At 56.6% G+C, this 12778-nt stretch carries 11 protein-coding genes; 6 read left to right on the plus strand and 5 right to left on the minus strand.

The features are described from left to right. Nucleotides 1-38: 38 nt before the first annotated feature. Nucleotides 39-1088: an alpha-E domain-containing protein gene (locus Abin_RS01365; protein WP_174766805.1), complete on the minus strand. Its 1050-nt coding sequence runs from the start codon at nt 1086-1088 to the stop codon at nt 39-41. Then, complete coding sequence (locus Abin_RS01370; protein ID WP_048844578.1) at nt 1070-2542, minus strand: circularly permuted type 2 ATP-grasp protein; 1473 nt, start codon at nt 2540-2542, stop codon at nt 1070-1072. The genes Abin_RS01365 and Abin_RS01370 overlap by 19 nt, the downstream gene beginning before the upstream one ends. Before the next feature lie 291 nt (nt 2543-2833). Between Abin_RS01370 and Abin_RS01375 the strand changes: the two genes are divergently transcribed. After that, nucleotides 2834-3826, plus strand: coding sequence for a transglutaminase family protein (locus tag Abin_RS01375; RefSeq protein ID WP_048844579.1), 993 nt, complete (start codon nt 2834-2836; stop codon nt 3824-3826). Between the two features lie 52 nt (nt 3827-3878). Further along, nucleotides 3879-4961 carry a zinc-binding metallopeptidase family protein gene (locus Abin_RS01380; protein WP_048844580.1) on the plus strand — a complete coding sequence of 361 codons (1083 nt, stop codon included), beginning with the start codon at nt 3879-3881 and terminating at the stop codon, nt 4959-4961. A 104-nt stretch (nt 4962-5065) separates the two neighbouring features. Here Abin_RS01380 and Abin_RS01385 read toward each other — a convergent pair whose 3' ends face one another. Then, on the minus strand, nt 5066-7006 hold the full coding sequence (locus Abin_RS01385; protein ID WP_048844581.1) for a lytic transglycosylase domain-containing protein: 1941 nt from the start codon (nt 7004-7006) through the stop codon (nt 5066-5068). Between the two features lie 184 nt (nt 7007-7190). Further along, a complete protein-coding gene (locus Abin_RS01390) occupies nt 7191-8072 on the minus strand; it encodes a uracil-DNA glycosylase (protein WP_255319228.1) in 882 nt (293 codons plus the stop codon). 59 nt (nt 8073-8131) lie between these two features. On the opposite strand from Abin_RS01390, the gene Abin_RS01395 reads away from it, so the two are divergent. From Abin_RS01395 to Abin_RS01410, 4 genes are all read left to right on the plus strand, one after another. After that, nucleotides 8132-10090 carry a tetratricopeptide repeat protein gene (locus tag Abin_RS01395; protein WP_255319229.1) on the plus strand — a complete coding sequence of 653 codons (1959 nt, stop codon included), beginning with the start codon at nt 8132-8134 and terminating at the stop codon, nt 10088-10090. After that, complete coding sequence (locus tag Abin_RS01400; protein ID WP_048844583.1) at nt 10090-10992, plus strand: 4-(cytidine 5'-diphospho)-2-C-methyl-D-erythritol kinase; 903 nt, start codon at nt 10090-10092, stop codon at nt 10990-10992. The genes Abin_RS01395 and Abin_RS01400 overlap by 1 nt, the downstream gene beginning before the upstream one ends. A gap of 171 nt (nt 10993-11163) precedes the next feature. Beyond that, nucleotides 11164-11559 (plus strand): hypothetical protein, encoded by a 396-nt coding sequence (locus Abin_RS01405; protein ID WP_048844584.1) that lies wholly within the window; start codon nt 11164-11166, stop codon nt 11557-11559. 133 nt (nt 11560-11692) lie between these two features. Continuing rightward, nucleotides 11693-11902, plus strand: coding sequence for a TOBE domain-containing protein (locus tag Abin_RS01410; protein WP_048844585.1), 210 nt, complete (start codon nt 11693-11695; stop codon nt 11900-11902). Nucleotides 11903-11920: 18 nt separating this feature from the next. On the opposite strand, the gene Abin_RS01415 is transcribed toward Abin_RS01410, so the two are convergent. After that, nucleotides 11921-12706, minus strand: a complete 786-nt coding sequence (locus Abin_RS01415; RefSeq protein WP_048844586.1) for an META domain-containing protein — start codon at nt 12704-12706, stop codon at nt 11921-11923. Nucleotides 12707-12778 lie beyond the last annotated feature (72 nt).

Below are 12778 nucleotides of genomic sequence, written 5' to 3' on the forward strand. Positions count from 1 at the left end.
GCTGTTTGCCGTTTTTCATTACCACACAAAGTGGCTGGTTAACTCTGTGTCTGAAGTTGTGACTGTTGAACCGCTGCCGGAGCCGCAGGCCAGAAGGCTTCCGCAATTTCAGAGTGAATGAGCGATAATTGAGTCTGAATCCACGTCATATATTCGTGCAGGCCACGGATAATCATTTCATCGGCGGTCTGTTCCAGTAACGTGACGCGAAGTTCTGCAATGCGCTCCTGAATAGGGCCGCATTGACGTCGCATGCTTCTATGGCCGGAAAGAGCCGCTACTGTGGCATCAAGCTGGCTCAAGTTGATGGCCAGAGAGCGGGGAAAGCCCTCATTCTTCAACAGGAAACCCACCACATTTGCGGGGGTGGTGGTTACGGGTTGAAGGCGGCGGAAGGCATGATAGGCTGCCGCAGACCGCAGAACCGACGCCCATTGGCTGATATCAATATCAGACCCGACCTTTTCGCCCTGGGGTAGAAGAGTGTGGTAGCGAATATCAATCAGCCGCGTAATCTGGTCGCTTCGTTCCAGATGCTTGCCCAGCAGATAAAACAGCCACGCCTGATCGCGATAGAGCGTGCCCTCCGTAATGCCAAAATGGGTCTGGCAATCCTGCTTCAGGCGGTTGCAGATGCTCGAAAGGCTGTTCAACCGAATGTCAGCCAATTCCAGGTCAAGCACCCAACGCGTGAAGACGTTCAGATGCATCCACATTTCAGTGGAAATCAGCGGCCGGACGTTGCGGGCATTTTCCCGCACCGCATGTGCCATGGCCTTGATGGAGTTCGGGTTGGCGCGTTCCGTCACATAGAAGGCAATAACGTCTTCTTCCGTGGCGCTGTCATGCAGGCTGAAAAATGTGGCTTCATCCGAATTCAACTGGATGATGGAATCCCACCCAGTCTGACCGTCAGGCCCGCGTACAAAGGCCTCGGTCACCTCCATCAGGCGGGCCAGATTTTCAATCCGCTCCATATAGCGAGCCAGCCACATCATGCTTTCCGCATAACGGGACAGAAGGTTGTTCAGCCCCGGCAGCATGGAAGAAAGAGTAAAGGTTTCCTGCGTCATGATGTCAGCACCCATGTATCTTTAGACCCACCACCCTGAGAGGAATTGACCACCAGAGAGCCCTTGCGCAAGGCGACGCGCGACAGGCCGCCAGGCAGCACCCAGGTTGATTTTCCGGTCAGGGCAAAGGGGCGTAAATCAACGTGACGTGCTTCCACCCCGTTTTCACACAGCGTGGGAGATACAGAAAGGTTGATGACTGGCTGGCTGATATAGTTTGTCGGGTTTTCTTGCAGGCGGTTTCTGAAATCTTCCAGTTCAGCCTTGCTGGCATGGGGGCCAATCAGCAGGCCGTAGCCACCGGATTCCCCAACGGGTTTGATAACCAGTTTGTCCATGTTTGCTAAGGTATAGGCCAGCCCTTCAGGCTCTGCGCAGATATGGGTTTCAACGCTGTCCAGAATAGGGTCTTCACCCAGATAGTAGCGAATGATGCGCGGCATATAGGCATAGACGGCTTTATCATCCGCAACACCCGTGCCCAGCGCGTTGGCAATGGTGACGTTGCCACGCCGATAGGATTCTACCAGTCCGGGCACACCCAGCATGCTTTCGGGGTTGAACACCAGTGGATCGAGAAAATCATCATTCAGGCGACGGTATATGGCGTGGACAGGCCGCAACCCCGCAACGGTGCGCATGTAAACCCGGTGGTTTTCAACAACCAGATCTTTGCCCTCTACCAGAGGCACACCCATCTCACGCGCCAGAAAGACGTGTTCAAAATACGCTGAATTATAAATGCCCGGTGAAAGCAGAACCACTTGCGGGTCTGTTACGCCTTCTGGCGCAACATCACACAGGCTCTGGTGCAGGCGCAGGCCGTATTCATCGACTGACCTCAGCGCCATGCCTGATGCCAGATCAGGCATCAGACGCAGCATCATATGCCTGTTTTCAATGACGTAAGAGACACCAGAGGGTGTGCGGGCATTGTCTTCAAGCACCAGAAAGCGGCCATTCTGGTCACGGATCAGGTCTGTGCCATTGATATGCACATACACGCCACCCGGCACATCCAACCCCACCATGGCTGAACAGTAATTGGGATTATTCAACACCAGATCAGCAGGGATAATGCCGTCACGCAGAATGGCGCGGTCATGATAGATATCGTGCAGGAAAAGGTTGATTGCCTTGACGCGCTGCTGCACACCGCGTTCCACATGGTCCCATTCCTGTGCGGTCAACACGCGGGGAATGACATCAAACGGCAGAATACGGTCAATCGCTTCCTTGTCCGAATAAACGGTGAAGGTGATGCCCAAACGGTAAAGCTGGGCTTCGACCGCTGCGGCTCTATGGCGCAGTTCCGCCAGATCATAGCCTTTCAGCCGATTGTAAATCTGGTTCAGGCTGGGCGGGGCCGTGTCTTTGCGGTTTAACAGTTCGCAAAAGAAATCTGGAACTATGTAGTCAGAAAAAATGCCGTCTGCCTGAGCGGGTGCATGTGTAAGCGAGCCAGTCATCCCTGCCTCCCGATCCTGTTTCTGGCAGACGGCGTGTATGGACAAGACCCACACAGGCAGCACGCCAGTTCGTTACGATTGATTACTAACGGAGCAAGAATTCGCAGCTTTGCCAAGCGTCAAAACCACTATTCGTTATTTTTTCGAATCAGAATAGGAAGGGGTGTTGCTGTACCAGATAATCCTGTTACCGTAACGTCCTTCATCTTTTTCTGATTGTTGCGTCGTTCCGAACAACAAGGCACAGAAAACGCACCGCAAGGCATATAAGGGGTATTCAGGCCTACAATCATGAGTTCACACGTCATGCTGAGTCATCACACCCGGTATCAGTATGACCGCCCGGTGTTTCTCGGCCCGCAAACCATCAGACTGCGCCCGGTGGCTACGTCCAAAACGCCAGTGCGTGCCTATGCGCTGCGTATTGCCCCACCCTATTCGCAGCAGACGTGGCAGCGCGATGTGTACGGGAATGATGTGGCACAGGTCGTGTTCGCTGAACGCGTGACGCATTTTGATATCACGGTGCAGCTTGAGGCCGACCTCGCGCCCCGCAACCCGTTTGATTTTGTTCTGACACCTGATGTTGCCCAGTGGGTTTCTCCTGCTGACCGAAATAGCGCGAGTGGTTGTGCGGGCATGCAGCAGAGTCTGGGTGGGGTGACACAAAGCATGAAGATGGCCCATGCCGCTAACGTGCCATTTAGGCAGCCGTTCTATCAGGCCATGCCTGATGCCGCAGAGTTGTCAGACTACTGGCAGAGCGCAGCACTCGGCCCGACCGTACGAGCCTTTGTGCAAGAGTGGGCGCAGAAGGCCCCGGCAGATACGCTTGAAATGCTGGTGGCGCTGAACCGGGCCATTGCCGCGCAGATTGGCTATCAGGTCCGGTTAGAGCCCGGTATCTGGAGCCCGGAAGAAACCTTGTCTCGGGGCACAGGCTCGTGCCGGGATAGTGCGTGGCTGTTGATTGCCATTTTGCGGCATCTGGGTTTTGCCGCCCGTTTTGTCTCAGGTTACCTTGTGCAAGCCACCCGTAATGCTGTGGGTGAGGAAGTGCTGACGTGTGATCTGCATGCATGGGCTGAAACATTTCTGCCCAGTGCTGGATGGGTTGGGTTTGACACAACATCGGGCCTCCTGACAGCGCAGGGGCACGTGCCGTTAGCGGCAACACCCCAGCCCGAGCACGCTGCCCCGGTGTCAGGCCTGCTTGACCAGTGTCAGGCCGTGTTTGACGTTAGTATGCAAGCACAGCGTTTATTTATAAATGCGGACTGCTGACGCACCGTTTTTCTGTTGCTCTTTTTAGTCTTGGCGCAGACAGTGCTGACGTATGAGGATTTTTACCTGTCAGTCCTGCCAACAGATCGTGTTTTTTGAAAATACTGTCTGTGAACGCTGTCACCATACTTTGGGCTATCTGCCCGGCATGTTTGCCCTGACAGCGCTAGACCCGTTGCCAAACGGCTTATGGCGGCCACTGGCGCAACAGGTGCGCCGGGCCGAACTGGCGTTCTGCGCCAATCATGCTCACGGTGTCTGTAACTGGCTGACCGCGGCCACCCATACAGACAAACCTGCTTTCTGTGTGGCGTGTCAGTTCAACCGCACGATTCCCAATCTGGATAACCCGGATAATCTGGAGCGCTGGCGTAAGCTGGAAGTGGCCAAGCACAGGTTGTTCTACACCTTGCAACGGCTGAAACTGCCCATGAAAACCCGGCAGGAAGACCCCGAAAACGGTCTGGCTTTTGATTTTCTGGATGACCCACCAAATGGGTCCGAAAATGTGCTGACGGGCCATAATAACGGTATCATCACCATTGCCGTGAAAGAGGCGGATGACGACCGGCGTGAACGTATGCGGGTTGAGATGGGAGAGTATTACCGCACGCTTCTGGGGCACTTCCGGCACGAGATTGGGCATTACTACTGGAATCTGCTGGTGCGTGACGCAGGACGCTTGGAGTCGTGCCGCGCCGTGTTTGGTGATGACAGGCAGGATTATCAGGAAGCCCTGAAAAAACACTACAGCAAACCCGCACCGGAGGGCTGGCGCGAGCAGCATGTCAGCCTTTATGCTACATCTCACCCATGGGAAGATTTTGCCGAGACATGGGCCCACTATCTGCACATTGTTTCCACGCTTGAAACCGCATGGGCCTATGGTGTGACCATTAGCCCCGGTGTTGCGGGCAGCCATAGCTCATGGCCCGACAAGCGCGGTAATCCGTACACGGACACATCGTTTGAAGATATTATCCAGTCCTGGTTACCGCTGACCTACGCGGTCAACAGCCTGAATCGGTCTATGGGCTTGCCTGATTTCTACCCGTTTGTGCTGACCGACGGTGTGGTGAAAAAACTGTCTTACATCCACACCCTTATCCGCGAAGTGCAGGCCCTGCGGTCCTGATACGGGGCCGCGACGGGTTTACATTTTGCGTTAAAGTCTGGACGTATAAAACGCAAAAACGCGGCCTGAACCGCGTTTGAACGTCGTCTGTCTGATGCTCCTGCTTAATGCAGGACGCGCGTAGTGATGGTGTGGGCCAGTGCCTGTTCATCCGCAAAATCCGGCCATTCATTATGAGCCAGCGTGGTGAGTGACGGCGTAGGCAGTTTCAGCTTAGAGGCGTAGATCCACAGATAAGACAGGGCGCGATGAACGTAGTCCCGCGTTTCCATATTGGGGATCAGTTCCATAAACAGTAGAGGATCATCGGACGATGCGGCTGCCTTTTCCCACCGTGCAAGGGCAGAGGGGCCTGCATTATAGCTGGCCAGCAGGCGGATCATGTCACCACCGCGCACGGAAAGATGCGTGGTGTGGCGTGTCAGATCAGCCAGATATTGCACATAGCGCTGCCCGATTTCCAGATTCAGGCTGGGGTCATGCAAGGCCGTAGCGGCGTTTTCAAAGCGATGATTCAGGTTGGTAGCCGATGCACTGGTCACAAAATCAGCCGTCAGCGGGCGGATCTGCATCAGCCCGTGTGCGCCTGCGCCAGAGACAGCCTGCGGATCAAAATTGGATTCCAGACGGGTCAGGGCATAAACCAGCGCCGGATCCATCGTGAAACCGTGGCGAGGTTTCAGCAGGGGCAGCGGCAGGTCATCATGTTCCTTGCCATGAGCTTCATGGGCTGCCAGTGCGTCTGACATCTCGGCCGCCAGATCGTGCAGACCTGCGGTTTCCGCTACCAACTGGAAAGAGCGGGCAAGCGTCACATCGCGCAGGTCAGGCCATGCGCGGCGAATGGTGTTTTCTGCACGTTCCTGTTCGCCCACCTGTAGCAGGGCAAACACCCGGCGGCCGACGTCAGTTGCGCCAACAGCTTCAATGTCAATTTCTGTCAGCACCGGAACTGAAGGCTGGGAAGAGGCTTCAAGCGGTGCGAAATTGATCTTGTGCGTGTGATCTTTGGTATGGGTGGTGCCAGAGGCCGGGTGCAGAATACGTTCCGCCAGCAGCCCGTAGAAGGTGCTGGGGAAGGCTTCAGCGTGTTGCAGCCACAGATGGCGGGCTCGGTCGCTGCCCTGCTTTTCATGGGCACGGGCAGCCCAGAATGCGCAGGCTGCGCGCATTTCCGGTGTTGCGTTGCGGGCGTGGGAGCCCCGCTCAAAGAACGGTGCGGCCTGTGCATATTGTTCCTGCTGCCACAGGGCCAGCCCGGCAACAAAGCCTGCCAGCGCATTATTGCCTTTGGAGCTTTCAACCCCGGTGCGGGCAATATCAAGCGCGAAATCTGTCTCCCCCGCGTTCAACATGGCTTGAGCCGTCTCTGCCTGAAGCTGGGCAGCGTAGGCAGGGGTCATGCCGGGGGTGGCTGTAATCAGCTTCAGCGCACTATGGACGCCTTTCAGTCCCCAGCCTGTGCGTTCCCGCAGGGTGCGGTCAAGCAAGGGGTTACGCGTGAAGTCATGCGTCAACGGGTCGGCCGGGATAGTCGCGTGATCGGGTGCCAGACGCTCCCCTGCCGGAACAGGAGGCAGCGGGCCTCCGCGTTGGGGCAGGGCAGACAGTCGTGCCCAGATTGCTGCGGCATCCGCATAGGATGGGAACGTCTTGAGCCATTCACGCAGTTCTGTGGCACCTGGATGATAGGCGGGGTTCAGATAGCGGTCAGCTTCGATGTCTCCCAACAGGGTAGAGTCTGTCAGCCGGGTTGTGCTGTTGATGGCCTCGGCAAAGGCTCCCTGACGTTGAAGCCGGAAAATAGCACGAATCTGGGTATCCAGTTCGGAGGATAGTGGCTTGGGTAGCGCAATATCATCCCCTTCCGGGAAGGCCTGCCTGGGTAGAACCATCGCCAGCTCTTCGCTGTGCGGGTCCAGCCCTGGTTCAGGCGGCTTGGCATGGGCGCGCGTCGTTACGACGGTTGCACTAGCCAACAGGGCTGCTCCGGCCATAAAGGCCCTCGCTGCGATATTGTGAGATATTTGACCTATCGCTCGCATGGCTGGCGGGGTCTATTGCGTTCTGCTTCAAAAAGCAAGTTTACTATTTGTAAAGCACAGCATGGTCCGCTTTAGGAAACGGTAGATAGTCTGCCGTGAATAGCTGCAAAATAGTGCGAGAACTTACTGTATTTCATAAGGAAATTCTTACTGTATTCCGTCACAATTATTGTTTGTGGCAGGATCATGTTCCTGCTGTCACAATCTGGTTTCCAGCATTTTCCTGTAGCGTTTGTGCAACAAGTAGCAGGTCCTGCCAGATGTCCTTCCGGGCGGTCGGGCTGGTGCGTAGTTGCAGGGGGTGCCGCATGATCAGGGCCGGCACGTCAGCAGGGTGTCCGGCTATGGGGATGGGCACCCACTTCCGGCGCGGTAACACCTTGTGCTGTTTCATTAAAAGGCGTGCGGGCAGGCGTCCGCATAGCAACAGATATTGCGGTTCGAACAGGGCGATAGCGCGGGTCAGGAAGGGTTGGCATATCCGCAATTCAGCGTCCGTGGGGGGGCGTCCGCCTGGGGGACGCCACGGCAGGGCGGTTGCCAGCAGCAGGTCTGCACGGGCAAGCCCGATCGGGGCCAGCATCTGGTTTAGTAAATCCCCACAGAGACCGGAGAAAACAGCGCCGCTTCTATCTTCATCGGCGTCCGGGGCTTCGCCAATAATCATGAGCGGGGCGCGGTGCGGTCCCTGTGGAAAAAGAGTGTGCATGGCTGTCGTGCGCAGCGAGCATGCATCAAACTGGTCAATCGCCGTCCGCAGGGAGTCGGAGGTCGTGGCCGCGTTGGAAACAGACTGAGCCAGCGCAATGCTTTCTGCCAGAGACGGAGGGGCTGTAGGAAGCGAGAGGGCTGGTGTTGGCCGCCGGATGTCTGGGCCGGTCTGCACAGACGGTGGTTCGACTGATTTCCGGGCAGGCGTGGCGGCTGTCTGTCGGAAGGACGGCGGCGGTGTGGGGGATGACATCGGGGCAAGCTGGGCGAGCCGGTGGTCAAGCGCGGTGTCGCCCACTGCGCAATCAATGCCCCATTCAGTATAAAGGTGAAGAAGAGACAGCGCGCCGTCCATCAGATAAACCATACTGCTTGCGGGATAATTTGGCGCTTGGCTGGTGGCAGGGTAGAGAGGTGTCCATCGTTCATGTCGTTCTCCCCAGTCGTTGCCGGAACGGGGTGCGCCCAGCGGGCCTTCGGGCCTCAGCCGCTCCTGATAGGGTCATTATGCTGTTTTGTCGCCTTCTGCCTACGGTTTTCCTGCTGCTTTCTGTATCTGTCCTGACACCCGCCCTTTCGGCACAGGCGGCGGATGGACCAAAAACAGCACAGACAGCCCCCAGGCAGACTGGGCCACAGAACCATTCTGAGGGGCATGTCGATTCGGGCGCATTTCTGACAGCGGTGGTCGCTACCCATAACGGGGATGATCTGGAAGCCGCCCGTGCCTTTCGTGCGGCTGCGGCGGCAGACCCAGCCAGTCAGGAATTGCTGAAGCAGGCTTTTGTGCGCAGCGTTCTGGCCGGTGATCCTGAAGCGGTGCCTCTGGCCCGTATCAATACCAGGTTGCCGGGTGGCCAGACCATTATTTCCTCACTGGTGTTAGGCAATGACGCCGCCATGCATGGTGACTGGGCAGCAGCATCGCGCTTTTACAAACAGGCCGAAGCTGACCCCATGGCGCATTTGATCATGCCCATGTTGCAGGCCTGGTGCCATCAGGCACAGGGGCAGGTGGATGACGCCATATTGTCCCTGACCCAGATTCAAGGGTCTGTACTGGTGCCGTTTTATACTCTGCACGCTGCCATGGTGGCGCAGGTCGGCCAGAAACCAGCTTTGGCGGGTGATCTGTTCGCGCAATCTGCCCGGTTGATGCCGGGATTTGATCTGCTGCTTACACGGTCATACGCCGCATGGTACTGGTCTCAAGGCCAGCAGAGCAAAGCCCGTGCGTTGCTGCGCGGCATGATTGATTCGGACCCCGTTCTGGCATTGGCCGGGACACAGTTACAGGCCTCCATCAGTCACTTTCCGGTTGCCACACCGCAACAGGGGCTTGCGCGCGCCTATGTGTTAACGGCGTTTCTGTTGCGACAACAATCACGCCAGCAGGCCCGACAGAACAACGCGGCTCCGCATAATCGGCATGTGCCTGATGACCATCAGTTTGATGAAGCGTCCCGCCTGATGTTGGGGTTCGCGCTGGGGTTGGACCCGCATCTGGCAGAGGCCCGCCTGATGCTGGCCGAAATACAGGATGATGAAGGCCATCAGACCGCAGCGCGTGAAACCCTGCTGCGCATCCCGGAAACAGATCCGCTTGCCCCTGTCGCGGCGTTCCGTCTTGCCTTGGCCGATGGCGCCACGGGGCATCTGGATGAAGCCCGCAGCAAACTCAGTCAACTTGTGCAGGATTCCCCTAATCTGGAACTGCCCGCACGGGCTCTGGGTAATACCCTTTCGGCCCAGAAGGATTGGAAAGGCGCGGTTGCGGCCTATTCCAAAGCAATCACTTTGGCCAAAGCGCAGAAAAAACTCGACTGGTCCCTGCTGTTTCTGCGGGCTGCTGCCTATCATGAGGCAGGCGACTGGCCCCATGCCAAGGAAGATTTGAAAGCCGCATTAGCACTGGCACCAGATGAACCCGTGCTGCTTAATTTCCTTGGGTATTCAATGGCAGAGCGGAAAGAAGATTTGCCAGAAGCCGAAAAACTTCTCCGTCGTGCTGTAGCCCTTGACCCGCAGGATGCAGCAATACGCGATAGTCTGGGATGGGTCCGTGTTGAGCAGGGAGACCTGCGTGAAGGTCTGATCCTGCTTGAAGGCGCGGCAGAACAAACCCCAGAAGACCCCGAAGTGAATTACCATCTGGGTGAGGCTTACTGGCGGTCTGGCCGTAAAACGGAAGCTGTTGACCAATGGAATGTGGCCTTGGGCCTGAAGCCGGAACCGGCAGATGAAGCCCTGATCAGGGCTGCCCTTGCACGGGCGGCGGCTGCGGGTGACAAAAAAGCAGAACAGATAGAACAGGCTCCTCATGCCCCGGCTGCGGAGGGGAGTGAAAAGGCAGAAGGAAAGCATACGCCGTGATGTCAGCCACATTGGACCCGTCAACCCGGCTTCTGACTGAAGCGGCGCACGCCAAGATCAACCTTTATTTGCACGTTACCGGCAAACGGGCCGACGGATACCATCTGCTGGATAGTCTGGTCGTGTTTGCCGGAGCAGGGGACCGCCTGCGCTACGAACCGGGCCCTGAACCGCTGCATCTTGAGCTTGCAGGCCGTTTTGGTGCGACTTTGGGGGCAGATGCCGCCGGGCCAGATAATCTGGTGATGAAGGCCGCTGCTGCGCTGCGTGCTGCCAGTGCCCCAACGGCCCACATTCAGGGTGGCCGGCTGGTGCTTGAAAAAGAACTGCCCGTGGCATCAGGAATTGGCGGTGGTTCAGCCGATGCCGCTGCTGCCTTGCGCTTACTGTCACGCGCATGGCAGGCCAATGTGCCAGAAGAAACACTGCTTCAGATTGCTGAAAAACTGGGTGCGGATGTTCCAGTCTGCATGGCCAGTCAGGCCGCACGGATGGAAGGCATCGGCGAGCACCTGTCAGCGGCACCAATGTTGCCAGCGTGTGGAATGGTTCTGGTCAATTGCGGGCAGGCTGTTTCAACCCCGGATGTTTTTCGCAAGCGGGACGGGGCGTTTCGTGAACGTGCCGTTCTTCCTGCTGGCTGGTCAGATGCCCAAAGCATGGTGGCCGATCTGGTTAAGCTGGATAACAGTCTGGAAGTCCCAGCCTGTATGGTGTGCCCACCTGTCAGAACAGTGCTGACTTCTCTTGCAGACCAACCGGAGTGTTTGCTTGCCCGTATGAGCGGGTCCGGCGCAACGTGTTTTGCCTTGTTCCCGTCTTCCTTAGCGGCCCAGAACGCAGCGGGTGCCTTGGCAGCTGCCCAGCCTAGCTGGTGGGTGTGGGGCGGCGGCCTGGTCTGAAGACTGGTAAAGCCGGCAGTAATCACTATAATTGGGGCTGCCCGTTTCTGTAATAACGGGTTGTCTCTCACGCAATGTGACACAATTTACCATTATGGCCTGATAACTGAAAATACACTCTTGCTTTCAAGAGTGAGTATAGTTTTGGCCATAAGGAAGAAGGTGGGATCAATGTCTTCAAAAATAGACCTTACGCTGTCTGAAGATCATAAACTGGCCCAAATGACTCTGTCCGCGGATGAGACAGAGGCCAAGGCTGAAATCCCTCTGACCCTTGAACAGGTGACGCAGTTGATAGCGGTGCTGGGCCGTGTGCGGGAAACCATGGTGGGCGATCAGGATGTTCCCCCCATTGAAGGGGCCCGCTTTAACCCCGTTACCCGTACCCGCTGGGCATTGCAGCCTGAAGCCCTGACCGAAGGATCCGTGCTGGCTTTTCAGCATCCAGCCTTCGGCCCGGTCGGGCTGGTGTTGACCCCACAGGATGCGGAGAAGCTGATGCACGGGCTGCATCTGCATCAGGAAATGCGTACGCATCAGCAAGCCAGCCGTGGCAAACCGAACTGAAAAGCCGAAAACGTAAGCCTCTTTATCGGGAAGCTGCGTTCAATCTGATGAGGCACAGTGGCAGCCATAGGTATTCGCTGTGACCGGTTGATGTGCAATATGTATCGTCTGTTTTTAGATACGGAGAATTTTGATGAAATTGAGCGCGCGTAATCAGCTTAAAGGTAAGGTTCTTGCTATTCAGAAAGGGGCAACAACGTCCCACGTAAGCATCGAACTGACGGGTGGCGCTGTTGTTATGGCGTCTATTACAAATGAAGCCGTGGCTGATCTTGGTCTGGAAGTCGGGCAACCTGCCACGGCTGTCATCAAGGCATCAGATGTCATGGTCGGGGTGGACTGATTTACCCCACCCCGCTCCCTATTTGACGGGGAGATGCGATTGGCGGTGAAACACCATCAAAGGCTGGTTCTGACCATCTGAAAGAACCAGCACATCGCCAGTCGGCGCTATTTGCCAGTTTCGGGTATTTTCCAGCCCCACAAGAAAAGCACGTTCGCGTTGGGCTGTTGTCGTATCCAGACAGGCGCGCCGGGTTGTCGCAACGGGCGCAAACTGAATGGTCTGCCCGGCTACAGTCATTGTGCTGTTAATCTGATTACAGATTGTTGTGCCTGCCACGCTGCCATCGTCATGCAGTTCCAGCGTGGGGCTTGGTGTCCCATCCTTTAGGGCGGTGTCGCCCAGTTTTTCCAGATGCCATGACCCTGTCAGGCTCGGGGCCAATTGCTTGCCCCCGTGTCGGCGCACCGTCAGCACGATATCGGCGTCCGATGTCAGGTTAATAGGGGCAGGCATAGGGGTTTTGAACCATGGCTGCCCATTAACCTGTATGGTGCCCGTCAATCCGTATGTGCGGCCAGATTTCAGAAGGTTTCTGTCAAGAGTGATCTGGAACGGGATGGGAACCTGCCGCGTGGTTGCAAAGCTGGAACGCGCAATCGTTTTCGGCTGTGTGGGGTGGCCTGTCAGATCCACAATCCGGAGTTCTACGGTGGCTGGCGGTATTGCCATACGTTCCCGGTAAACAACGCTGCCGTGCAGAGTTGTTTTTGGCGTTTGTGCAGAAGCCTGACCTGCCACGCTTGCCCCCAATCCACACAGAAGACCCATCATGACAGTGCGACGGAGGGGGGATGGCAACATCAGTCAAACTCCTTGCAGCAGAAACAGAGTGATAATTCTGCTGCTTTTCTTTTCCCTCTCTGCTCGAAATCA

Origin of the sequence: Acetobacter indonesiensis (assembly GCF_000963945.1) — a bacterium.
GTDB lineage: Bacteria > Pseudomonadota > Alphaproteobacteria > Acetobacterales > Acetobacteraceae > Acetobacter > Acetobacter indonesiensis.

Excerpts from the sequence above, each read along its gene's own strand:
- Abin_RS01365 (WP_174766805.1), bottom strand. The coding sequence starts at position 1,088 with ATGGGTGCTGACATCATGACGCAGGAAACCTTTACTCTTTCTTCCATG.
- Abin_RS01380 (WP_048844580.1), top strand. The coding sequence starts at position 3,879 with ATGAGGATTTTTACCTGTCAGTCCTGCCAACAGATCGTGTTTTTTGAA.
- Abin_RS01390 (WP_255319228.1), bottom strand. The coding sequence starts at position 8,072 with ATGGACGGCGCGCTGTCTCTTCTTCACCTTTATACTGAATGGGGCATT.
- Abin_RS01370 (WP_048844578.1), bottom strand. The coding sequence starts at position 2,542 with ATGACTGGCTCGCTTACACATGCACCCGCTCAGGCAGACGGCATTTTT.
- Abin_RS01405 (WP_048844584.1), top strand. The coding sequence starts at position 11,164 with ATGTCTTCAAAAATAGACCTTACGCTGTCTGAAGATCATAAACTGGCC.
- Abin_RS01415 (WP_048844586.1), bottom strand. The coding sequence starts at position 12,706 with ATGTTGCCATCCCCCCTCCGTCGCACTGTCATGATGGGTCTTCTGTGT.
- Abin_RS01385 (WP_048844581.1), bottom strand. The coding sequence starts at position 7,006 with ATGCGAGCGATAGGTCAAATATCTCACAATATCGCAGCGAGGGCCTTT.
- Abin_RS01410 (WP_048844585.1), top strand. The coding sequence starts at position 11,693 with ATGAAATTGAGCGCGCGTAATCAGCTTAAAGGTAAGGTTCTTGCTATT.
- Abin_RS01400 (WP_048844583.1), top strand. The coding sequence starts at position 10,090 with ATGTCAGCCACATTGGACCCGTCAACCCGGCTTCTGACTGAAGCGGCG.
- Abin_RS01375 (WP_048844579.1), top strand. The coding sequence starts at position 2,834 with ATGAGTTCACACGTCATGCTGAGTCATCACACCCGGTATCAGTATGAC.